General features: G+C 68.7%; 20 protein-coding genes and 1 tRNA gene. 8 read left to right on the top strand and 13 right to left on the bottom strand.

The window, feature by feature from the left end; genetic code table 11:
- The first annotated feature begins 21 nt into the window (after window positions 1-21).
- The 4 genes from QMZ16_RS12850 to QMZ16_RS12835 all read left to right on the top strand — a co-directional run bounded on the left by QMZ16_RS12850 (window position 22) and on the right by QMZ16_RS12835 (window position 2,970).
- Window positions 22-396 (top strand): SoxS protein, encoded by a 375-nt coding sequence (locus tag QMZ16_RS12850; RefSeq protein ID WP_282603576.1) that lies wholly within the window; start codon window positions 22-24, stop codon window positions 394-396.
- A 14-nt stretch (window positions 397-410) separates the two neighbouring features.
- On the top strand, window positions 411-773 hold the full coding sequence (locus QMZ16_RS12845; protein ID WP_022705746.1) for a metalloregulator ArsR/SmtB family transcription factor: 363 nt from the start codon (window positions 411-413) through the stop codon (window positions 771-773).
- Between the two features lie 66 nt (window positions 774-839).
- Window positions 840-2,132, top strand: a complete 1,293-nt coding sequence (gene serS / locus QMZ16_RS12840; RefSeq protein ID WP_282603575.1) for a serine--tRNA ligase — start codon at window positions 840-842, stop codon at window positions 2,130-2,132.
- A gap of 43 nt (window positions 2,133-2,175) precedes the next feature.
- Entirely contained in the window at window positions 2,176-2,970 is a 795-nt protein-coding gene (locus QMZ16_RS12835) for a hypothetical protein (RefSeq protein ID WP_282603574.1), read from the top strand.
- Here the strand turns inward: QMZ16_RS12835 and der are convergent, their stop codons facing one another.
- The 9 genes from der to QMZ16_RS12790 all read right to left on the bottom strand — a co-directional run bounded on the left by der (window position 2,971) and on the right by QMZ16_RS12790 (window position 12,797).
- Window positions 2,971-4,455 carry a ribosome biogenesis GTPase Der gene (gene der / locus QMZ16_RS12830; protein ID WP_022705749.1) on the bottom strand — a complete coding sequence of 495 codons (1,485 nt, stop codon included), beginning with the start codon at window positions 4,453-4,455 and terminating at the stop codon, window positions 2,971-2,973.
- The gene (locus tag QMZ16_RS12825; protein ID WP_282603573.1) at window positions 4,452-5,774 is read right to left on the bottom strand and encodes a PQQ-binding-like beta-propeller repeat protein; all 1,323 of its coding nucleotides are present in this window, start codon (window positions 5,772-5,774) and stop codon (window positions 4,452-4,454) included. Before QMZ16_RS12825 ends, der begins: the two co-directional genes overlap by 4 nt.
- Window positions 5,775-5,817: 43 nt before the next feature.
- Complete coding sequence (locus QMZ16_RS12820; protein WP_282603572.1) at window positions 5,818-6,486, bottom strand: hypothetical protein; 669 nt, start codon at window positions 6,484-6,486, stop codon at window positions 5,818-5,820.
- Between the two features lie 160 nt (window positions 6,487-6,646).
- On the bottom strand, window positions 6,647-7,246 hold the full coding sequence (locus QMZ16_RS12815) for a superoxide dismutase (protein ID WP_022705752.1): 600 nt from the start codon (window positions 7,244-7,246) through the stop codon (window positions 6,647-6,649).
- 117 nt (window positions 7,247-7,363) lie between these two features.
- Entirely contained in the window at window positions 7,364-7,870 is a 507-nt protein-coding gene (locus QMZ16_RS12810) for a sarcosine oxidase subunit gamma family protein (protein ID WP_282603571.1), read from the bottom strand.
- Window positions 7,863-10,793, bottom strand: a complete 2,931-nt coding sequence (locus QMZ16_RS12805) for a sarcosine oxidase subunit alpha family protein (protein WP_282603570.1) — start codon at window positions 10,791-10,793, stop codon at window positions 7,863-7,865. The genes QMZ16_RS12810 and QMZ16_RS12805 overlap by 8 nt, the downstream gene beginning before the upstream one ends.
- A complete protein-coding gene (locus QMZ16_RS12800; RefSeq protein ID WP_022705755.1) occupies window positions 10,790-11,128 on the bottom strand; it encodes a sarcosine oxidase subunit delta in 339 nt (112 codons plus the stop codon). Before QMZ16_RS12800 ends, QMZ16_RS12805 begins: the two co-directional genes overlap by 4 nt.
- A gap of 96 nt (window positions 11,129-11,224) precedes the next feature.
- Window positions 11,225-11,440 (bottom strand): hypothetical protein, encoded by a 216-nt coding sequence (locus tag QMZ16_RS12795; RefSeq protein ID WP_282603569.1) that lies wholly within the window; start codon window positions 11,438-11,440, stop codon window positions 11,225-11,227.
- A 91-nt stretch (window positions 11,441-11,531) separates the two neighbouring features.
- Window positions 11,532-12,797, bottom strand: a complete 1,266-nt coding sequence (locus QMZ16_RS12790) for a sarcosine oxidase subunit beta family protein (RefSeq protein WP_282603568.1) — start codon at window positions 12,795-12,797, stop codon at window positions 11,532-11,534.
- Window positions 12,798-12,969: 172 nt separating this feature from the next.
- Here QMZ16_RS12790 and ccmI point away from each other — a divergent pair, with 172 nt between their 5' ends.
- From ccmI to QMZ16_RS12775, 3 genes are read left to right on the top strand one after another with little or no spacing between them, the layout of a single operon-like run.
- Window positions 12,970-14,193, top strand: a complete 1,224-nt coding sequence (gene ccmI / locus QMZ16_RS12785) for a c-type cytochrome biogenesis protein CcmI (protein WP_282603567.1) — start codon at window positions 12,970-12,972, stop codon at window positions 14,191-14,193.
- Window positions 14,183-14,653, top strand: a complete 471-nt coding sequence (ruvX, locus tag QMZ16_RS12780; protein WP_282603566.1) for a Holliday junction resolvase RuvX — start codon at window positions 14,183-14,185, stop codon at window positions 14,651-14,653. Before ccmI ends, ruvX begins: the two co-directional genes overlap by 11 nt.
- Window positions 14,650-14,826 (top strand): DUF1289 domain-containing protein, encoded by a 177-nt coding sequence (locus QMZ16_RS12775; RefSeq protein ID WP_282603565.1) that lies wholly within the window; start codon window positions 14,650-14,652, stop codon window positions 14,824-14,826. Before ruvX ends, QMZ16_RS12775 begins: the two co-directional genes overlap by 4 nt.
- Here the strand turns inward: QMZ16_RS12775 and QMZ16_RS12770 are convergent.
- Both QMZ16_RS12770 and QMZ16_RS12765 read right to left on the bottom strand, forming a co-directional pair.
- Window positions 14,808-15,704, bottom strand: a complete 897-nt coding sequence (locus QMZ16_RS12770) for a DnaJ C-terminal domain-containing protein (protein ID WP_282603564.1) — start codon at window positions 15,702-15,704, stop codon at window positions 14,808-14,810. The genes QMZ16_RS12775 and QMZ16_RS12770 overlap by 19 nt on opposite strands.
- Window positions 15,705-15,766: 62 nt before the next feature.
- Window positions 15,767-16,825 carry an aldo/keto reductase gene (locus QMZ16_RS12765; RefSeq protein ID WP_282603563.1) on the bottom strand — a complete coding sequence of 353 codons (1,059 nt, stop codon included), beginning with the start codon at window positions 16,823-16,825 and terminating at the stop codon, window positions 15,767-15,769.
- 356 nt (window positions 16,826-17,181) lie between these two features.
- Between QMZ16_RS12765 and QMZ16_RS12760 the strand changes: the two genes are divergently transcribed.
- Window positions 17,182-17,844 carry an autoinducer binding domain-containing protein gene (locus tag QMZ16_RS12760; RefSeq protein WP_282603562.1) on the top strand — a complete coding sequence of 221 codons (663 nt, stop codon included), beginning with the start codon at window positions 17,182-17,184 and terminating at the stop codon, window positions 17,842-17,844.
- On the opposite strand, the gene QMZ16_RS12755 is transcribed toward QMZ16_RS12760, so the two are convergent.
- Both QMZ16_RS12755 and QMZ16_RS12750 read right to left on the bottom strand, forming a co-directional pair.
- On the bottom strand, window positions 17,821-19,308 hold the full coding sequence (locus QMZ16_RS12755) for a phospholipase D-like domain-containing protein (protein ID WP_282603561.1): 1,488 nt from the start codon (window positions 19,306-19,308) through the stop codon (window positions 17,821-17,823). The genes QMZ16_RS12760 and QMZ16_RS12755 overlap by 24 nt on opposite strands.
- A gap of 373 nt (window positions 19,309-19,681) precedes the next feature.
- A tRNA-Met gene (locus QMZ16_RS12750) sits at window positions 19,682-19,758 on the bottom strand.
- Window positions 19,759-19,947: the final 189 nt, after the last annotated feature.

Raw genomic sequence — 19,947 nt, 5'->3', positions numbered from 1 at the left:
CCGCGAAGGAGAATTGTTCCGATGCAGTCGCCATCCCGACGCGCCGTCATTGCCGGTCTGGCCCTGGGGTTCCTGCCCCTTGCCGCCCGCGCCGCGACGGATCTGCGGCTGATGGTGATCACTGCGGACGACTGCCACGAAAGCGCGGCCTTCCGCCGCGAGGTGATGCACGCACCGGGTGCCAGCGCGGCTGCGCGCATGGCCCCCATGTTCGAGCAGCCGCTGGATGCGCCCTGGCCCGACGGGCTGGCCATCGGACGGATGCCGCGCGTGACGCCCAGCTTCCTGCTGCTTGCGAACGGCATCGAGATCGACCGCTTCGAGGGATATTCCGACCCCGCTTCGTTCGACGCAAGGCTGCGCCATGTGCTGGACCGGGCCGTGGCCGGGGGTTGAATGGGGGGAATTTCATGAATCAGATTGCATATATCGAACGTTCCGTACCCGGATCCGAACCGTCGCCCGTCGCGATGGCCCGGACCGACATGGTCAAGCGCGCCGCCGAGGCCAGCAGCTTCATGAAGGCGCTGGCCCACGAGGGGCGCCTGATGATCCTGTGCCACCTGTCCTCGGGCGAACGTACCGTGGGCGAGTTGGAACATCTGCTGGGGCTGCGCCAGGCCGCGGTCAGCCAGCAGCTTGCGCGCCTGCGCTCGGAGGGGCTGGTGGAATGTCGGCGCGACGGCAAGGCGCGGCTCTATTCCGTGTCGGACCCCCGCGCCGCCGAGGTGGTGGGCCTGATGTACAAGCTGTTCTGCGATCCCGACCGCTAAGCGGGCTTTTGTCCTGCGCGGGCTTGGGTTAGGCATGCAGCGTTCCCAAGCGACAGGATCGACGCCATGCATGATATCCGGGCCATCCGTGAAAATCCCGAAGCCTTCGAGCGCGCGCTGAACCGGCGCGGCCTCAGCGGGCTCAGCAACCAGATCCTGTCGCTGGATTCCGAACGCCGCGCCCGCATCAGCGCAGCCGAGACCGCGCAGGCCGAACAGAACAAGGCAAGCAAGGAAGTCGGCGCCGCCAAGGCACGCGGCGACGAGGACGAGTTCCAGCGCCTCCGCGCCCTTGTGGGCGAAAAAAAGGCCGATATCGCGCGCATGCAGTCCGAGGCAGACGAGCTGGACGCCCGGCTGCGCGATCTGCTGATGGGCATTCCGAACCTGCCGCTGGACACCGTCCCCGACGGCGAGGACGAGGACGACAATGTCGAGCTGCGCCGTTGGGGCACCCCGCGCGCCTTCGACTTCAAGCCGCGCGAGCATTACGAGATCGCGGGCGTCGTCCCCGGCATGGATTTCGAGACCGGCGCCAAGCTGTCGGGCAGCCGCTTCGTCGTGCTGAAGGGCGCGGTCGCCCGCGTGCATCGTGCGCTAGCGCAGTTCATGATCGACCTTCATGTCGACGAACACGGCCTGCAGGAGACCTGGACCCCCGTCCTGGTCCTCGAAGACATGATGACCGGCACCGGCCAGCTGCCGAAATTCGGCGAGGACAGCTACAAGACCCGCGAGGGCTATTGGCTGATCCCCACGTCCGAGGTGACGCTGACGAACACCGTCCATGGCGACCTGGTCGACCATTCCGCCCTGCCCCGCCGCATGGTGGCCCACAGCCAGTGCTTCCGCTCCGAGGCGGGCAGCGCGGGTCGCGACACCAGCGGCATGCTGCGACAGCACCAGTTCGAGAAGGTCGAGATGGTCTCGATCACCGATGCCGAGAACGGCCTGGCCGAACACGAGCGCATGACCCGCTGCGCCGAGACCGTGCTGGAGAAGCTGGGCCTGCCCTATCGCACGATGATCCTCTGTGCGGGTGACATGGGCGCGGGCGCCCGTGTCACCTATGACATGGAGGTCTGGCTGCCGGGTCAGGACCGCTATCGCGAGATTTCCAGCGTCAGCTATTGCGGCGACTACCAGGCGCGGCGCATGAATGCCCGCTATCGCCCCGAGGGCGGCGGCAAGCCGGAATTCGTGCACACGCTGAACGGTTCGGGCCTGGCCGTGGGCCGCACGCTGATCGCGGTGCTGGAAAACGGCCAGCAAGCGGACGGTTCGGTCGCCCTGCCCGAGGTGCTCTGGCCCTATCTGGGCGGCAAGCGCAGCCTGACCACCGACGGCCAGCTGGCCTGATAAGGTGTCGCACCCCGGTTGCAACCGGGGACGCCTTCGCGCGTTGGCCGGGATGAAACTGGCCAACGCGATCATTCAAAGCCTTGCCGCCGCGATCTTCGTGATCGGGGGCATCGTCTTTGCATGGCGCACGCATCCGCCGGTCTTCACCCCTGCGCTGCTGCCGCTGCCAAGCTTCATGAACCCCTATAACGTCACCTCGGCCGAGCTGGGCCCCGGCGCGCCGGAACTGGCCGAGGGGATGACGATCCCGCTTCTGTACCTCGATCCGGCGAATTTCCTGATGTGGGGGCTGCTGCTGACCATCTGGGCCGCGGTCGCGATGGACGCCGCGGGCCAGTGGCTGTTCCCAAGCGATCGCCGCGATCTGCGCAACGGGCGTTGCCGCATCTGGCCGCAACTGGTTGCGGGGCTGGTCGTGCTGTCGGCGGCGCCGTGGTTCCTGCTGGATCAGCGCGATGCGCTGCTGGCGGCGAACGGGGCGGGAATGATTCTGACGATATGGGCCGCGCGACGGGCGGCGAGACGCAAGCGGCCTGCGGTGGGCTTCGTCGCGGGCTGGGCCACGGCGCTGTTCTCGGCCACGCTGGCCGGTGCGCTGACAGGCGCGCTGAGCCTTCAGACGCAGGCGGTAGCGGCGCTGGCGATCCTGCCGGGCACGGCCATCGGGATGGCGGCGCAGATCTGGATCGGCCCCAGCATCGGCTATTCCACCGCCCTGATCTGGGCCTTCTGCGCGATCGCGCTGACCGCGATGGGCAGCGATCCGGTCATCGCATTCGCCGCCATCCTGGGGATTTCCGGGATGGCGGCGGTGCTGATCCGGGCGGCCAGCTGATCAGCCGCCCTTGGGCTTCTGCCGGTTCTTGTGCTTGGACAGCGCGCCGGACTGATTGATCTTCTGCGCCTTGGCCTTGTACGGGTTGTCCTGACCCTGGTCGCGGAAGAACAGCCGGATCGGCGTACCGGGCATGTCGAAATCGATCCGCAGCCCGTTGATCAGATAGCGCTGATAGCTGTCGGGAATGTGATCCGTATGCGTCGCCTTGACGATGAAGGCCGGCGGGCGCGTCTTGACCTGCGTCATGTAGCGCAGGCGGATGCGGCGGCCGCCCGGCGCGGGGGGCGGGTGGCTCTCGGTCATCGCCTCCAGCCAGCGGTTCAGGCGGGCGGTGCTGACGCGGCGGTTCCAGACCTCGTGCGCCTTCAGGATGGCGTTGTGCAGGCGGTCCAGCCCCTTGCCCGTGCGGGCCGAGACGGTGACCAGCGGCGCACCCTTCAGCTGCGGCAGCAGCTTCTCGAAGCTGGCGCGCAGCTCGTTCAGCTTGTGCGGCTTGTCGTCCTCGAGGTCCCACTTGTTCGCGGCGACGACGACGGCACGGCCCTCGGTCTCGGCGAAATCGGCGATGCGCAGGTCCTGCTGCTCGAACGGGATGGCCACGTCCAGCAGGACGACGACAACCTCGGCAAAGCGGACGGCGCGGAGACCGTCGGCGACCGACAGCTTCTCGACCTTGTCGGTGACCTTGGCGCGCTTGCGCATCCCCGCAGTGTCGAAGATCCGCATCGGCGTATCCATGAACTGCGTGGTCACGCTGATGGAATCGCGGGTGATGCCGGCCTCGGGGCCGGTCAGCAGGCGATCCTCGCCGATGATCTTGTTGATCAGCGTGGACTTGCCCGCATTCGGGCGCCCGATCACGGCCAGCTGCAGGGGGCGCGCGGCGCTTGGACGCCAGTCCTCCTCGCCCTCGCCGGTCTCGGCATCCTCGTCGGACAGGGTCACGTCGGTCTCGGCGGCGATGGGCGCGGGGCGCGCGGCCTCGACCTCGTCGGCCAGCGGAACCAGCGTGGAATAGAGATCGTCCATCCCCTCGCCATGTTCGGCCGAGATGCGCAGCGGTTCGCCCAGGCCCAGGCCATAGGCCTCGAGCGCGCCGGATTCGCCCGCGCGACCCTCGGCCTTGTTGGCGGCCAGGATCACGTGCTTGGCGCGGCGCCGCAGGATGTCGGCGAAATATTCGTCCGCCGCCGTGATGCCCGCACGGGCATCCACGACGAACAGGCAGATATCGGCCTCGTCCACGGCGCGTTCGGTCAGGCGGCGCATGCGCCCCTGAAGGCTGTCATCCTCGGCCATTTCAAGGCCGGCGCTGTCGATCACGACAAAGCGGAGGTCGCCCAGGCGGCCCGCGCCTTCGCGCAGGTCGCGGGTCACCCCCGGCTGGTCGTCCACAAGCGCCAGCTTCTTGCCGACGAGACGGTTGAATAGGGTCGACTTGCCCACGTTGGGTCTGCCGACGATGGCGAGTGTGAAGGTCATCTGTATGCGTGCAACTGGCCGTCGCGTCCGACGACATAGAGGGTCTGTCCGGCGACCGCAGGAGCAGAGGCGGCCCCGCCGGGAATTTCAGCCTTCCCCGTCAGCGTGCCGGACGCCGGGTCGAAGACCCGCAGCACGCCATCCGAAGAGGCGACGAACAGCCGACCGCCTGCAAGGACGGGGCCGTAATGAGCGTGGATGCCGGACTGGCGGCGAACACGCTCGGTGGTGAAATAGGGCATGGGCTGGCGCCAGATGACGCCGCCGGTCGCGGCGTCGAGGCGGATCAGCTCTGCCTGGTCGTTGACGGCGAAGACGGACCCGCCCGCCACGACGACGGGGCTGGAGGCGCCGTCATCCGCGGACCAGCCGCGCAGGCCGCTGGCCAGGTCCACCGCGTCGATCCGCCCCGAGGACGTGCCGCCGAAGACCCGCCCGCCCGAGACGACCGGATCGCCCGTCACGTCGCGGATATAGCCGATGCTGCGCCCTGCCCGCCGCCCCGCGATCTGCGAGGTCCAGGTCGTCAGGCCGCTGGCCGCATCCACGGCCACCAGCTGCCCCGACGAGAACGGGAAGATCACCGTGTCGCCCGCGACCGCCGGGGTCGATACGCCCATCACCCCCGAGGTCGAGGGCGACCCCGAGGTCTGCCACATCACGCGACCGTCGCTGGCGCGCACGGCCCAGCCGACGCTGCTGCGCGAGGCGACATAGACCATGCCGTTGCTGACGGCGGGCCCGCCGCCGATGGCGTTGTCCACGCGCTGGCGCCACAGCACCGCGCCGCTGGTGGCGTCCAGCGCGACCAGCTCGCCGAAGCCCGTGGTCGCGAAGATGCGCCCGCCTTCATAGGCGAGGCCCCCGCCCGAGGCGCTTGCCGGGTTTTCCTGCACCGGCGTGATGTCGGTGGACCAGGCCCGCCCGCCCCCGACCGAGGTCGCGGTGACGCGCGCCTGCGCATCCAGCGTGAACACGAGGCCACCCGCCACGACCGGATCGGCGGTGATGCGGTGACGCTTGGACTGGGCCTGCCCGATGGGGGCCGACCAGATGCGGTTCGTGCCCTGCCCGATCGCGGCATGGACCGGCGCATGCGCGGCATTGCCCGCGCGTTGGGTCCATTCGGAATTGCCGCTGATGCCCGGCAGCGACAGGGCCGTGCCGGTGATCCCGGCCGCGCCCTCGTATCCCGGACCGTCGGGCGAGGTCACGGCAAGCGGGTCCAGCCGCTGGCCCGGCAGCTTCTCGTCGCGGTCGCAGGCTGCCAGCCCGAAGGCCGTGGCAATCGCCAGCGTCAATCGCAAGGTCGCGGTCATTCCCCGAATCTCCCTCGTCCGTTCTTGCTGCCAGGGCCGCGGATCAGCTGCCCGAGGCCATGTCGTCATTCGGCGCGGGGTCCGCACCAAGGGCGATCATCATCTCGGTCAGGCGGTTGCGCAAGGCCTGGCTGAGCCCGTTCTTCTGCTGGATCTGGCGGATCAGCGTGATCGCATCCTCGGTCCGGCCCGCATCGACCAGCGCCACGGCCTTCTGTTCCAGGGCCAGCAGCTCGAACGGGGCGCCCGCGCGCGACAGGCGCGTCAGGATCTGGTCGCGTTCCGATGCATCCATCGAGTTGCCCGCCGCGATGACGCGCTTCAACTGCGCCAGATCGCGCAGGATGTCGCCCTCGGGGGCGGCGGTCGCAGCCTCTTGCAGCGCGGCGATGGCGGCTTCGTCATCGCCCTCGGCACGCCATGCGCCCGATGCCAGCAGCTGGATCAGGGCGGCACGCGCGGCGCTGCCCTCGGGGTCCAGCTCCGCGATCTGGGCCGGGCCGGCATTCTCGGCGGCAAGGACCGCATCGCCGAATGCCTGCGCCGAGGCGCTGTCGCGGCTGCTGCTGTATTCGCGCCACGCAGCCCCGCCGACGATGGCAAGGATCACCACGCCGCCGATCCAGCCGAAACGGCGGAATGCACCATAGAGGCGGTCCCGGCGCAGTTCGTCGGTGACTTCGTCGATGAAGCTGTCGTTCTGGTTGGCCATGGCGGCGATTGTCCGATCTGGTGGCAGTCCGTCTGGTCATATACCGCGACGGGCGGAAAAGCCAATGCCGCACGGGCCTGCAGGCCATTCACGGTGTTGCAACCATGCAGAAGGGCCCGCCGCGATGCGACGGGCCCTGCCATGTGGATGACGTGGGCGATCAGAGGCGCGAAGCCACGTTGTCCCAGTTCACCAGCTTCTCGAGGAAGTTCGACAGGTAGTTCGGACGCGCGTTGCGGAAGTCGATGTAGTAGCTGTGCTCCCACACGTCGCAGCCCAGAAGCGCGGTCTGACCGAAGCAGAGCGGGTTGACGCCGTTCTCGGTCTTGGTGACCTCGAGGCTGCCGTCGCTGTTCTTCACCAGCCAGACCCAGCCCGAACCGAACTGGCCAACGCCGTTCTCGGTGAACTTCTTCTTGAACTCGTCGACCGAACCGAAGCTCTCGGTGATCGCGGCTTCCAGGTTTGCGGGCATCGGGCCGGGGTTCGGGCCCATCATTTCCCAGAACTGGCTGTGGTTCCAGTGCTGGCTGGCATTGTTGAAGATGCCGTTCTGGGCAACCGCGTCGGGCTGATAGGTGCCCTTGACGATCTCTTCCAGCGACTTGCCTTCCCACTCGGTGCCGGCGACCAGCTCGTTCAGCTTGGTGACATAGGCGTTGTGGTGCTTGTCGTGGTGGAATTCCAGCGTTTCCTTGGACATGCCACCTGCGGCAAGCGCGTCGTGTGCATAGGGAAGATCGGGAAGCGTGAAGGCCATTTTCCGTCCTTTCTGAATAGGTTGGACCAGTCCGGGCGCACAGTCCCGTATTCGGCCCGTCAACGCAAGGGGTCAGGGCGGGGTTCCCCGCCCGATCACCGTCCGATCACCGCCCGATCAACGCGGGGCCAGCCCGCTGCCGGCGATCGCGGCATTGCGCAGGATCAGTCCCAGGTAATCGCCGGTGGATCGGAACCCGATCACGCGGAAGCCGCCCTCGATGCGCCAGATCGCGGCGGCGACCTGCGCCATTCGGGTGCGCCGCAGGTGGCCCTGCGGCATCGCCGCCGCATCGACCGGCGCCAGCTTGGCGATCACGTCGGCGGCCCCCGGCCCGACCACGTCGAAGACCGCGCGCGCATCCGAAACGTCGGCGACCAGCGCGTGCTGGCCGTCCAGCGCCAGGGTCAGGGTCTCGACCGCCTCCGGGGTCTGCGGGGCGGGCAGGATCAGCAGCGCCTCGTCGGGGGACATCCAAGCCAGGCTGCGGGGGCCGTCGGTCGCGATGCAGGTCCGTTCGGGCGCAGCCATCCCGGCGGCATCCGCGATCGCGGCCAGGTCGCCGCGCAGGGCGATCATGCCCAGATCGGTCACGGGGGAAATGCGGGCCAGATGCTCAGCCATTCAGGCGGCTCCCTTCCTTGTCGTAGAATACCGGATCGACGATCCGCGCCTTCATCACCGCCCCCGAGGGCATGGGGAATTCCAGCACCTGCCCCATCCGCGCGGGGCCGTGGCGCACCAGCCCCATCGCGACGGGACGGTCCAGCGTGGGCGAGCGGTAGCTCGAGGTCACGCGCCCCTCGGTCACGCGCTGGCCATTGGCGTTGACCTGGTCGGTCGCGGCATAGGCGCCGTCCGGCAGCACCTGCCCGTCGAGGCTTTCCAGACCGACCAGCTTCCAGCGGGTGCCATCGACCATGTGCAGGCGGCGCTGCGCGCGCTTGCCGATGTAATCCGCCTTCTTCTTCGAGATCGCCCAGTCCAGCCCCAGATCCTGCGGGATGATCGTGCCGTCCGTCTCGTCGCCGATCATGATGAAGCCCTTCTCGGCGCGCATGACATGCATCGCCTCGGTGCCATAGGGGGTGATCCCCAGATCGGCGCCCGCGTCGTGCAGCTTCTCCCACAGCTCCAACCCGCGCGCGGCCGGGACTGCGATCTCGAAGCTCAGTTCGCCCGAGAAGCTGATGCGGAAGATCCGCGCGGGAATGCCCGCAAGGTCGCCCTCGGCCCAGGCCATGAAGGGCAGCGCATCCGCCGACAGGTCTATGCTGCCGTTCAGACGCTCCAGCAGGGTGCGCGCCTGCGGGCCCGCCACGGCGATCTGGGCGTACTGCTCGGTCAGGTTGGCGGTGAAGACCTTCCAGTCCCACCACTCGCATTGCAGCCAATCCTCCATGTGGGCATGGATGCGGTCGGCCCCACCGGTCGTGGTGTGGCACAGCCAGGTGTCGTCGGACAGGCGCGCGACGACGCCGTCATCCATCAGGAAGCCGTTCTCGTTGCACATCAGCCCATAGCGGCAGCGCCCGACCTTCAGCGTGGACATCATGTTCGTGTACATCATGTCCATGAAGCGGCCCGCATCCGGCCCCTTCACGACGATCTTGCCCAGGGTCGATGCATCCAGCGTGCCGACACCCTTGCGCACGGCCAGGATCTCGCGCGCGACGGCGGCCTCGCGGTCCTCGGCGCCCTGCGGATAGGCATAGGGCCTGCGCCAGTGGCCGACAGGTTCCCAGGATGCGCCCTTCGCCTCGTGCCAGCCATGCATCGGGGTCTTGCGCAGCGGCTGGAACGCCTCGCCCCGCGCATCGGCGGCGATGGTCGCAAGGGTCAGCGGCGTATAGGGCGGGCGGAAGGTCGTGGTCCCCGTGGCCGGGATCGGCTGGTCCAGCGCGCCCGACAGGACCGCCAGCCCGTTGATGTTGCTCAGCTTGCCCTGATCGGTCGCCATCCCAAGGGTGGTGTATCGCTTGGTATGTTCGACCGAGGCATAGCCTTCGCGCGCGGCCAGCTCGACATCGGTGACCTTCACGTCGTTCTGGTAATCCAGCCACATCTTGGCACGCAGCTTGTGGGGCGCGCGGGCGGGCATCACCCAGACGGGCATGGTCGCGCCCTCGGGCCGTTCCAGATCGCCCGCGCAGCACAGATCGCCATTCGCCGCGCCAACGGCCTGCGCGATCCCCTGCCCGTCCGGCCCGAGCGGCGGGCGGTCAGGGTCGGGGCGGAACAGGGCCTGCGCCTCGTCCCAGGTCAGCTTGCCGCCGCAATGGCTGTAGAGATGGACGACCGGCGACCAGCCGCCCGACATCGCCACCGCGTCGCATTCGACGGTGCGGGTGATCTTCCCCTCGCCGTCCTGATCGCAGATGGCGACCGCCTCGACATGGCGGCGGCCCTTCACCTTGGCGATCGCGCTGCCGGTCAGCACCTCGATCCCGCGGTCGCGGACCGCCTGCGGCAGATCGCCCGTCGCCTGCGGGCGGGCATCGACGATGGCGGCCACGTCCAGCCCGGCATCGGCGGCGATCAGCGCCGTGCGATAGGCGTCGTCGTTGTTCGTGACCACCACGATGCGCTGCCCCGGCGCGACGCCGTGCAGGTCGATGAAATCGCGCATGGCCGAGGCCAGCATCACGCCCGGCACGTCGTTGCAGGCAAAGGACAGCGGACGTTCCAGCGCGCCTGTCGCGGTGATCACGCGGCCCGCCCGGATGCGCCACAGCCGCTGGCGCGGGATGCCCTGGTTCGGATCGTGATCGGCCAGCGCCTCTCGAGCGATCAGATAGCCGTGATCGTAAAGCCCCGTGGCCATGCAGTTGCGGCGCAGGGTGACGCCGGGCATGGCGCGCAGATCAGTCAGCAGCGCGTCGATGGCGTCCTGCCCGCCCGCATGATCGGTGGGCGTGCGCCCGCCCCAATGCGGCGACTGCTCCAGCACGGTGACCGTGCCGCCCCCTGCCGCCGCGTCGCGCGCGGCCTGCAGCCCCGCGATGCCGCCGCCGACGACCACCACGTCCGCAAAGCCGTATGCCTGTTCATAGAGATCGGGATCGGGATCGGTCGGCGCCTTGCCCAGACCCGCGCTGCGCCGGATCACGGGTTCGAAGACATGCTTCCAGAAGGGCCGCGGATGGATGAAGGTCTTGTAGTAGAAGCCCGCCGGCAGCAGCGGCGACAGCCAGTCGTTCACCGCCCCGATATCGGCATCCAGCGACGGCCAGCAGTTCTGGCTGCGCGTCACCATGCCGGGCACCAGCGCAGTGGTCGTCGCGCGCTGGTTCGGCTCGAACCGGCCGCCCTGCCCCAGGCCCAGAAGGGCGTTCGGCTCCTCGGCCCCCGAAGCGACGGGGCCGCGCGGGCGGTGATACTTGAAGGACCGGCCCATCATCATCTGGCCGTTGGCCAGCAGCGCCGATGCCAGCGTGTCCCCGCGCAGCCCGCGCAGGTGGCGACCGTCGAAGCGGAACCCCAGCTGGTCCGAGCGGTCGATCAGGCGGCCGCCCCGCGGCAGCCGGAAGGGGGGCACATGGGTCATTCGGAGGCGCCTTCTTCGGTCGGGTTCCAGTCGGGACGCGCGGCGCGGACGGCCTGCACGATATGGTCGGGGGGCGTCGTCGTCTGCGCGGCATAGGTCCCGAAGACCTGCAGCGTCACCGTGCAGCGGGCGGCGATGAACCACTTGCCGCAGCCATAGGCGTGCCGCCAGCGTTCCAGGTGGACGCCGCGCGGGTTCCTGCGGGCGAACATGTAGCCCTCGAATTCCTCGTCGCTGCCATCCGGGCCGACGCGCTTCAGATGCGCCTCGCCGCCGTTGTGCAGTTCGGTTTCCTCGGCTTGGATGCCGCAATGCGGGCAGGTCAGGATCAGCATGGGGCAGTCCTTGCAGGCAGGGTGTCGGAACGCGAAACGGCACCGCGCGGGGAAACCCCGGCGGTGCCGTTCGAAATCACGCGCGGTCGCGCGGTATCAGTTCGCCGGTTCGGGCGATTCGGCCTCGACCGAGACATCGGGCGCCTCGGCAGGCTCACCGCCGCCGGCATCCACGTTGACCTCGGTGCTGTCGCCGCCACCGGCTGCGGGCATCTCGGCATCGCCGCCCGCCAGGAAGAAGAACAGCAGTGCCACGACGACCACGAGGCCGCCGACGATGAAGTAAAGACCGTTGTTGTTGCGATCGGACATTGGCTTTCCTTTCTCCGTTCGGAGTTGCGAAAAGCTAATGCGGAAACCCCGCCTCGGGTTTCCGGGGGCGCGACACGCGGCGAAACCGTGCTCAATGTGCCACTCCTGCCGCGACGGATTCGTCGATGAAGCGCCCCTCGCGGAAGCGGTCCAGCCCGAAATCGGCGGCCAGCGGCCCGGGGCGGCCCTTGGCGACCAGTTCGGCCATCGCCCAGCCCGATCCGGGGATCGCCTTGAAGCCCCCCGTGCCCCAGCCGCAATTGACGAAGACCCCGCCCACGGGCGTCGTCGACAGGATGGGCGAGCGGTCGCCCGTCATGTCCACGATCCCGCCCCATTGGCGCAGCATCTTCAGGCGCCCGATCATCGGGAAGGTCTCGACCAGGGCGCGGACGGTTTCCTCGACATGGTGCCAGCTGCCGCGTTGGGTGAAGTTGTTGAAATGGTCGGTGCCGCCGCCGATGACCATCTCGCCCTTGTCGGATTGCGACAGGTATCCGTGAACGGTGTTGGCCATCACGACGACATCCATGCAGGGCTTGATCGGCTCGCTGACCAGGGCCTGCAGGGCGACGCTTTCGATGGGCAGGCGGAAGCCCGCCATTTCCGCAAGCTGGCTGGAATGGCCCGCCACGACCATCGCCAGCTTCTCGCAGCCGATGCGGCCCTTGCTGGTGTTGACGGCGCGGACCTGCCCGCCCTCGGTCTCGACCCCCGTCACCTCGCAGTTCTGGATGATGTGCATGCCCATGTCGGAACAGGCGCGGGCATAGCCCCATGCCACCGCGTCATGGCGCGCGGTGCCGCCGCGTTCCTGGTACAGCCCGCCCAGCACGGGGTATCGCGGCCCGTCGATATTGATGATCGGCACCAGCTCCTTCAGGCGCTGCGGATCGACCCATTCGGTGCTGACGCCCTGCAGGTTGTTGGCATAGACGGTGCGCTTGTAGCCGCGCACCTCGTGTTCGGTCTGGGCCAGCATGATCAGGCCGCGCGGGCTGAACATGACGTTGTAGTTCAGGTCCTGGCTCAGACCTTCATACAGCTTCAGCGCCTTGTCATAGATCGCCGCCGACGGATCCTGCAGATAGTTCGAGCGGATGATCGTCGTGTTGCGGCCCGTGTTGCCGCCGCCCAGCCAGCCCTTGTCGATGATGGCCACATCGGTGATGCCGAAGTTCTTGCCCAGGTAATACGCGGTGGCCAGCCCGTGTCCGCCCGCCCCCACGACGATTACCTTGTAGCGGTCGCGCGGTTCGGGGCTGGCCCATGCGCGGTTCCAGCCCTTGTGCTGGCGCAGCGCCTCGCGGGCGATGGCGAAGACGGAGTAGCGGCCGGAACGGGCGGTATCGGGCATGGGGGCCTCATCGGTGTTTCGGGGCAGCATGGCGGCGACCAGCCCCACGGGCAAGGCGGCGAACGGCAGATCGCGGCAAAATGCGACATCCCGCCGATGGGCGCGTCACGCCGCCGCTTTCGATCGGGCGGGAATGGCGATAGTCAGGGCAGCGAAGCCAAGGGGGACACAGATGTTCTGGATCGTCGGGACAGCCATGATCGCCGCGACCGCAGCCGCAATCGCGATGCCGCTGCGCCGTGCGGATGCGCGTGCCGAACCGGCGGCGGCCTATGACCTGCGCGTCTATCGCGACCAGCTGCGAGAGGTGGAGCGCGACCTGGAACGCGGCGTACTGGCCCCCGAGGATGCCGAGCGTCTGCGCCGCGAGATCGGCCGCAAGGTGCTGGATGCCGACCGCCGCATGACGGGGGCCGCACCTTCGGGCGGCGCGGCGGGCGGGCGCGTCGCGGTGGCGGTGCTGGCCGTGCTGATGGCGGCAGGGGTCGGGCTGTATCTGTGGCAGGGCGTGCCCGGCGCGCGCGACCTGCCCCTGCAGGCGCGGTTCGAGGCCGCCGAGGACGCCTATCGCAACCGCCCGTCGCAGGCGCAGGCCGAAACGCTGGCCCCGGCCCCGCAGGTTCAGGCGGACCAGGATTACCGCGACCTGGTGGACCGCCTGCGCGACCGCGTGGCCGACCGCCCCGACGACCCGCAGGGCCTTGCCCTTCTGGCCGAGAGCGAGGCGAACCTGGGCAACCTTGCCGCCGCGCGCGACGCGCAGCAGCGGCTGACCGATCTGCAGCCCTCGGCCTTGAACCACGCGCGGCTTGCCTCGGTCATGGTCGAGGCGGCGGGCGGCATCGTCACCCCCGAGGCCGAGGCCGAGCTGGCCCGCAGCCTGCGCGCCGATCCCGGCCAGCCGCAGGCGCGATACCTGCAGGGCGTGCTGATGGTGCAGAACGGGCGGCCCGACCGCGCCTTTCCGATCTGGCGCGACCTGCTGGAGACCGGCCCCGAGGACGCGCCCTGGAACGATTTCCTACGCGCGACCCTGCCCGAACTGGCCTGGCTTGCGGGGCAGCCCGATTACGAGCTTCCTGCCCGTCCCGGCCCCACCGCCGACGACATCGCCGCCGCAGGCGATCTGAGCGACGAGGAACGCGCGCAGATGATCGACGGCATGGTCGAGGGCCTGCGCGACCGCCTGGCCCGCGAAGGCGGCAGCCCCGCCGAATGGGCGCGGCTGATCGGCGCGCTGGCCGTCCAGGGCCGGACGGCGGACGCCAACGCGGTCCTGTCCGAGGCCCGCACGATATTCGAGGACAGCGCATCCGCGCTGGACAGCATCAACGCGGCAGCCAGCCGCGCGGGCCTTGACGCCCCCGACACGAAAGGGACCCCGGATGGTCCATGACGACATCGCCGATTTCATGACCGCCCTGCCGCCGATGGGCGCGATCGCGGGGCTCGACCTTGGCACCAAGACCATCGGGGTCGCAGTCAGCGACGGGATGCGCTCGGTCGCGACGCCGATCACGGTGGTCCGCCGCAAGAAGTTCGGCCTCGACGCGCAGGCGCTGCTGGAGATCGTGGCCGACCGCGACCTCAAGGGCCTGATCCTTGGCCTGCCGCGCAACATGGACGGGTCCGAAGGCCCGCGCTGCCAGTCCACCCGCGCCTTCGCACGCAACCTGTCGCGGCTGACCGAGCTGCCCATCGGGTTCTGGGACGAACGCCTGTCGACCGTCGCCGCCGAACGCGCCCTGCTCGAGGCCGACACCTCGCGCAGGAAGCGCGCCGAGGTGATCGACCAGGTCGCGGCGGGATACATCCTGCAGGGCGCGCTGGACCGGCTGCGCCACCTGCGCGGATGACACGCAGCCCCTGCATCGGGACCTGCCGGATCGACCCGGACAGCCAGCTGTGCGCGGGATGCCTGCGCACCCTGTCCGAGATCGCGTCATGGGCGGGGATGTCGGATGCGGAACGCCGCGCGGTGATGGACGACCTGCCCGCGCGGCGGAAGGATCAGCTCCGCGGGTCGTAGCCGCGGGTCTTGCGCCATTCGGTCAGGAAGGCCGCTAGTTCCTCGTCGGGTTCGGGCATCGCGACGCGCAGCTCGACATGCTGGTCGCCGCCGTTGATGCCGCGTCCGCGCAGGCGCATCTTCTGACCCGAGGTCGCACCCGCCGGAATGGACAGCCGCACCGGACCGTCGATGGTCGGCGCGGCGACCTTGGCCCCCAGCACGGCCTCGTCGATGGTGATGGGCAGGATGACATGGATGTCGTCGCCCTCGCGGCGGAACTGCGGATGCGGATCGACCGACACCTCCAGGTACAGGTCGCCCGCCGGGCCGCGGCCCATGCCCGGCTCTCCCTTGCCGCGCAGGCGGATGGACTGACCGTCGCGCACGCCCTTGGGGATCGCCACCTCCAGCGTGCTGCCATCGGGCAGCGTGATGCGCTTGCGCCCGCCGGTGGCGGCGGTCATGAAATCGACCCGCATGGCCATGCGCAGATCCTCTCCGCGCCGGGTGCCGCCGCCGAAGCCGCCGAAGCCCCCGAAGCCGCCGCGACGCCCCTGCTGGGACTGCGCCTGTCCGAACAGGTCCGCGAAGATGTCCGACAGGTCGGGATCGCCATGCGACGGCCCCTGGCCGAAGGGGTTGCCGCCGCCACGGCCCCAGCCCGCCATCTTCTCGTTGCCGTCGGCGTCGATCTCTCCGGCGTCGAAGCGTCGGCGGCGGTCCTCGTCCTTCAGCAGGTCATAGGCGGCGGTCGCCGCCTTGAAGCGCGCGGTCGCCTCCGGGTCCGGGTTCACGTCCGGATGGTCGGTCTTGACGATACGGCGATAGGCGCTCTTGATGTCGCTGGTGCCGGCACCGCGCGACAGACCAAGCGCCGCATATGGATCGCTTGCCATGCATGGTCCCCATTTGTGCAATCAACCGGGCTGCACCCAAGATAGACGCGGCCCGGCGGGTATCAATAGGGCAACGGATGCGCGCGGTGAAGCCTGTCGATGCCGCGGACCAGCTCCTCGGGCAGCTCGCGGCCCAGACCCTCGATCAGGTGCGTCAGCTGCGGCACCGTGGTCGCGCCGATGATCGGCACGACCTTGAAGGGGCGCGTCAGCTGCCATGCGGTCGCCATGTGGACCACGTCCCAGCCGTGCTCGGCGGCCAGATCGACGTAATCCTGCGCGGCGGCCATGCCCGCGGCCGTCTTGCGACCGCCCAGGTTGCCCTGCCCGCCGCTTGCCTTGTCCACCGATGCGCGGCTGCCCTCGGGCATGGCGCCGCCTGCGTATTTCCCCGTCAGCAGCCCCGCCGCCAGCGTGGAATAGGACAGCAGCGTCAGGTCCTCGTTCACGACCGTCTCGGCCAGATCGGTGTCGAACAGACGATAGAGCGGCGAATACTCGTTCTGGATCGCGGCCATGCGCGGCGCACCCGTGCGGTCGGCCACGTCGCACCAGCGGGCGGTGCCCCAGGCGCTCTCGTTCGAGAGGCCGATGGCGCGCAGCTTGCCCGCGCGGACGGCCTCGTGCAGGGCGTCCAGCACATCGGCCATGTGGTCCAGCGTGCGGGCCTTGTCCTGCCCCGAGGGGTCGTAGCGCCAGTTCTGGCGGAACGCCCAGGACCCGCGCACCGGCCAATGCAGCTGGTACAGGTCGATGCGGTCCGTCTGAAGGCGCGCCAGCGAGACGTCGATGCATTCGCGCACCGTCGCCCCGTCGTAGGGCCTGCCGTCGCGCAGGATCTGGCTGGGGCCGGTGATCTTCGTCGCAATCTCGACCCGGTCGCGATTGCCGGTGCGGGCCAGCCAGTTGCCGATGATCTGTTCCGACACGCCGATCGTCTCTCGGCGAACGGGGTTCACGGGATACATCTCGGCCACGTCCATGAAGGTCATGCCGGCATCCAGCGCGATGTCCATCTGGCGATGGGCCTCGGCCTCGGGGGTCTGGTTGCCGAAGGTCATGGTGCCCAGGCAGATCTCGCTGACCTCGACATCGCTGCCGCCAAGTTTCACGCGTTTCATGCTGCTCTCTCCGCAAATCCGTGTCGGAACGACGTTTCGGGGGGCAAGCTAGCGATCGCGGCGCGGAGCGCAAGCAGATCGCAGGCGGCACCGGGCGGACGCCGGCACCCCGCGACGGGGATGCCTGAACCAACAAAAACTGCCGAAACGGCAAAACCAATCAACGCCCGCGCCGGTGACGCACAGGTCAATTAAATAGACAAAACGGTCGTTTCCATAGCGCATTGGGGCTATGTTGCCTGTTGGACACGGGCCCACCGAATGATAGCTCTATTCCAAAGTATATTCTGGCTTCCCTGCAGCGGGAAGCGATCCATTCAATTACAACAAACGCGTGTATTTCAGGCGCTTATTCAATGAACGAAATTCAGGATATCGAAGACAGGATCAGCACGCTGGCCCCGCGCGGCTTCATGTGCGGATACCATATCCGCTTCTCGCGGCCGGTGCGCAGGGTCACGACCTATGCCACGGAATGGACGCAGGAATATACCCGGCGGAACATGATCGTGGCGGACCCCTCGGTGATCTGGGGGATGATGAACGACGGCGCCCTGCGCTGGAGCACGCTTGAACGGCATTGCGACGATCCGATGGGTGTCATGGCGATGGCGCGCAGCTTCGGCGTCGCCTACGGGCTGTCGATCGGGGTGGGCGATCCGCAGTCGCGCACCGTCTGCGGCGTCGCGCATGGCAGCCGCGAATTCAGCGACGCCGAGATCGAGGAACTGCTGGACCTGGTCCGGCGCGGCCACGAGATCGTGGGCCGCGACCTGCATCTGCGCCCCATCCTGATCGAGGCGCTGGAGGCCATCGCCTGCGGCATGACCCACGAACAGGCCTGCGCCCATCTGGGCATCTCGCGCACCGCCCTGCGATACCGGCTGAACGCCGCCCGAGAGGCGCTGGACGCGCAGGACAATCGCCAGGCGATCCAGAAGGCGATCGAATCCGGCCTGCTGTCCAGCGACAGCCCGGCCGGCATCGCGCATGGCCTACCGACGGGACCGGCGAAGTGACCGCAGCCTGCGGAACCAGCCCAGCCTGAGGCCGCGCCTGGCGGGGGCCTCGAAGATCTGGTCGGGGCCGTCGGGATCCAGGATCTCGTTCTCGGCCAGCCATTCGACGAAGCCGTTCAGATCCGGAATCTGATAAGGGACCAGCGTGCGCCCCTGCCCGCGCGGACGCAGCTGCGCCTCGATCGCGGGGATCAGGCCGCCATGATCCCGGATGGCCGCGGTCATGTCGTCCGGGGACAGGCCCAGATGTTCGGCCAGAAGATCGTCGCGCAGCGCGGTGATGCGCGGGCCGATGCCCTCGGCCCCGGGTCGGTCCGCCGCCAGCACGACATCGCATTCCGTATCCAGCCGCATCGAGCGGTTGTTGAAGTTCGACGACCCGACACGCAGGTACAGATCGTCCACAACCGTCACCTTGGCATGGACATAGATGTCCTCGCCCCCGTCCGTCACCGGATGATACAGGCGCAGCCGGTCGCGGTGATCCAGCCGCTTCAGCGCCTCGAACAGCTTGGCGCGGGCGCTGTCCATCGCGATGGGCTCCAGCCAGCCCTGGGCCGAGACCGGGTTCACGATCACGATCTCGGGCGGGTCGTCCTCGATCAGGCGGCGCGCGATGGCCTGCGCCACGCGGCGGGATGCGAAATACTGGCTCTCGGCATAGATCGTGCGCCGCGCGCGCGCGATCAGGTCCAGGTACATCTGCTCGATCTCGAAGCTGGGATGCACGTCGGGCATGTCGGGCCGCGTGCGCGCGATGGCAAGCGGCATGTCGCGGAACTCGGGCGTCAGGATCTGCGGCCAGCAGCCCTGCGCATCCGTCACGGGCGCAAGGTCCTGCCCCGTCGCGATCCGCCAACGGTCCCGCGCCAGATCCCCGAGCGCCCGCGCCGCAGGCCCGTCGAAGGCCGAGGTCGCGTCGTGCCAGGGCTTCAGCGCCGCCCCCGAGGGCGCCACGCGGCGGGGATCGTCGTCGCGGTGCTCGCGCGTGTCCCACCGCCCCTCGGTCATGTCGATGCCGCCGCAGAAGGCCAGGCAATCGTCGATGACGACGATCTTCTGGTGATGCGAACTGGCGATCGGATGCTTGCCGTCCAGCCGCAGCGTGATGCGCGGATGCGCCTTCCAGCGCAGGATGGTCAGCAGCGTGTTGCCCCGGAACATCGCCTTGAGCGCGCCCGTGTCCCACCGCAGCAAGCGGATCTGCAGCCCGTCGTTCCGGTCCGCCAGCCAGCGCACGAAATCGCCCAGCTTCGCGGGGCCTCCATCCTCGGGGTTGCCCAGCTCGATCCGCGCATCGAAATCCCAGCCGATCATCAGGATGCTGCGCCGCGCCTGCAGCATCGCCTGCCGCACGGCGGTGAAATAGGTGTCGGCATCGACGATGAAGGCAAAGCGGTTCGACTGCTCGATCCGCCAGCAATTGTGACCGGGACGCGTAAGGCGGGTCGTCGAACCTTCCATGCAGCTGTCTTGCGCCCCCTCGTCCGTGTGCGTGCGATTTTCGCGCAGGATGCCGCGTCCCGCGCGGCGTGACAACGTCTGCCGCGCAAGGGTCGTTCCCGCGACCGTCAGCCGCGATGTTCGGCGGGTCTCGCGGCGCGATCGGCAATGATGGCCTGCGCGCCGCCTTGCGGACAGGAAACGCGACCGAACGAGGCGATGGTTCAGGAACCCCCGCAACGCAACGGCAGCAAGGCGCGCAATGCGATCGCCTGCGCAATCGGGGGTGCGACGGTCTGTTCTGCCCCACCGACAGGGCACATAGCCCGATCACGATATTCCGCAGGCGGCATGCCACCAGCCGTGTGGCGCGTATCAACGACGATGGGGGAAATGGTAGCGGAGGAGGGACTTGAACCCCCGACACGCGGATTATGATTCCGCTGCTCTAACCAACTGAGCTACTCCGCCACGGAGTGCGGGCGATGTACGGCGTGCCGCGAACAAGGTCAAGCGCATTCGGCACGAAATCTGCGCCCCCGGTGCATTTTTCCGGAACGCCCCTTGCAGGGCTTGAAACGGCCGGGGGGTGGGGGGGGGGGGGGGGGGGGGGGGGGGGGGGGGGGGGGGGGGGGGGGGGGGGGGGGGGGGGGGGGGGGG

The organism is Paracoccus sp. PARArs4 (assembly GCF_947311865.1).
GTDB classification, from domain to species: domain Bacteria; phylum Pseudomonadota; class Alphaproteobacteria; order Rhodobacterales; family Rhodobacteraceae; genus Paracoccus; species Paracoccus zeaxanthinifaciens.
The sequence above is the reverse complement of the archived record's forward strand: the minus strand, read 5'-3'. Positions and strand labels throughout refer to the sequence as shown.

Bases quoted from the DNA above. Each gene is read 5' to 3' on its own strand.
- QMZ16_RS12850 (WP_282603576.1), top strand. From the start codon at position 22: ATGCAGTCGCCATCCCGACGCGCCGTCATTGCCGGTCTGGCCCTGGGG.
- QMZ16_RS12845 (WP_022705746.1), top strand. From the start codon at position 411: ATGAATCAGATTGCATATATCGAACGTTCCGTACCCGGATCCGAACCG.
- serS (WP_282603575.1), top strand. From the start codon at position 840: ATGCATGATATCCGGGCCATCCGTGAAAATCCCGAAGCCTTCGAGCGC.
- der (WP_022705749.1), bottom strand. From the start codon at position 4,455: ATGACCTTCACACTCGCCATCGTCGGCAGACCCAACGTGGGCAAGTCG.
- QMZ16_RS12825 (WP_282603573.1), bottom strand. From the start codon at position 5,774: ATGACCGCGACCTTGCGATTGACGCTGGCGATTGCCACGGCCTTCGGG.
- QMZ16_RS12820 (WP_282603572.1), bottom strand. From the start codon at position 6,486: ATGGCCAACCAGAACGACAGCTTCATCGACGAAGTCACCGACGAACTG.
- QMZ16_RS12815 (WP_022705752.1), bottom strand. From the start codon at position 7,246: ATGGCCTTCACGCTTCCCGATCTTCCCTATGCACACGACGCGCTTGCC.
- QMZ16_RS12810 (WP_282603571.1), bottom strand. From the start codon at position 7,870: ATGGCTGAGCATCTGGCCCGCATTTCCCCCGTGACCGATCTGGGCATG.
- QMZ16_RS12805 (WP_282603570.1), bottom strand. From the start codon at position 10,793: ATGACCCATGTGCCCCCCTTCCGGCTGCCGCGGGGCGGCCGCCTGATC.
- QMZ16_RS12800 (WP_022705755.1), bottom strand. From the start codon at position 11,128: ATGCTGATCCTGACCTGCCCGCATTGCGGCATCCAAGCCGAGGAAACC.
- QMZ16_RS12795 (WP_282603569.1), bottom strand. From the start codon at position 11,440: ATGTCCGATCGCAACAACAACGGTCTTTACTTCATCGTCGGCGGCCTC.
- QMZ16_RS12790 (WP_282603568.1), bottom strand. From the start codon at position 12,797: ATGCCCGATACCGCCCGTTCCGGCCGCTACTCCGTCTTCGCCATCGCC.
- ccmI (WP_282603567.1), top strand. From the start codon at position 12,970: ATGTTCTGGATCGTCGGGACAGCCATGATCGCCGCGACCGCAGCCGCA.
- ruvX (WP_282603566.1), top strand. From the start codon at position 14,183: ATGGTCCATGACGACATCGCCGATTTCATGACCGCCCTGCCGCCGATG.
- QMZ16_RS12775 (WP_282603565.1), top strand. From the start codon at position 14,650: ATGACACGCAGCCCCTGCATCGGGACCTGCCGGATCGACCCGGACAGC.
- QMZ16_RS12770 (WP_282603564.1), bottom strand. From the start codon at position 15,704: ATGGCAAGCGATCCATATGCGGCGCTTGGTCTGTCGCGCGGTGCCGGC.
- QMZ16_RS12765 (WP_282603563.1), bottom strand. From the start codon at position 16,825: ATGAAACGCGTGAAACTTGGCGGCAGCGATGTCGAGGTCAGCGAGATC.
- QMZ16_RS12760 (WP_282603562.1), top strand. From the start codon at position 17,182: ATGAACGAAATTCAGGATATCGAAGACAGGATCAGCACGCTGGCCCCG.
- QMZ16_RS12755 (WP_282603561.1), bottom strand. From the start codon at position 19,308: ATGGAAGGTTCGACGACCCGCCTTACGCGTCCCGGTCACAATTGCTGG.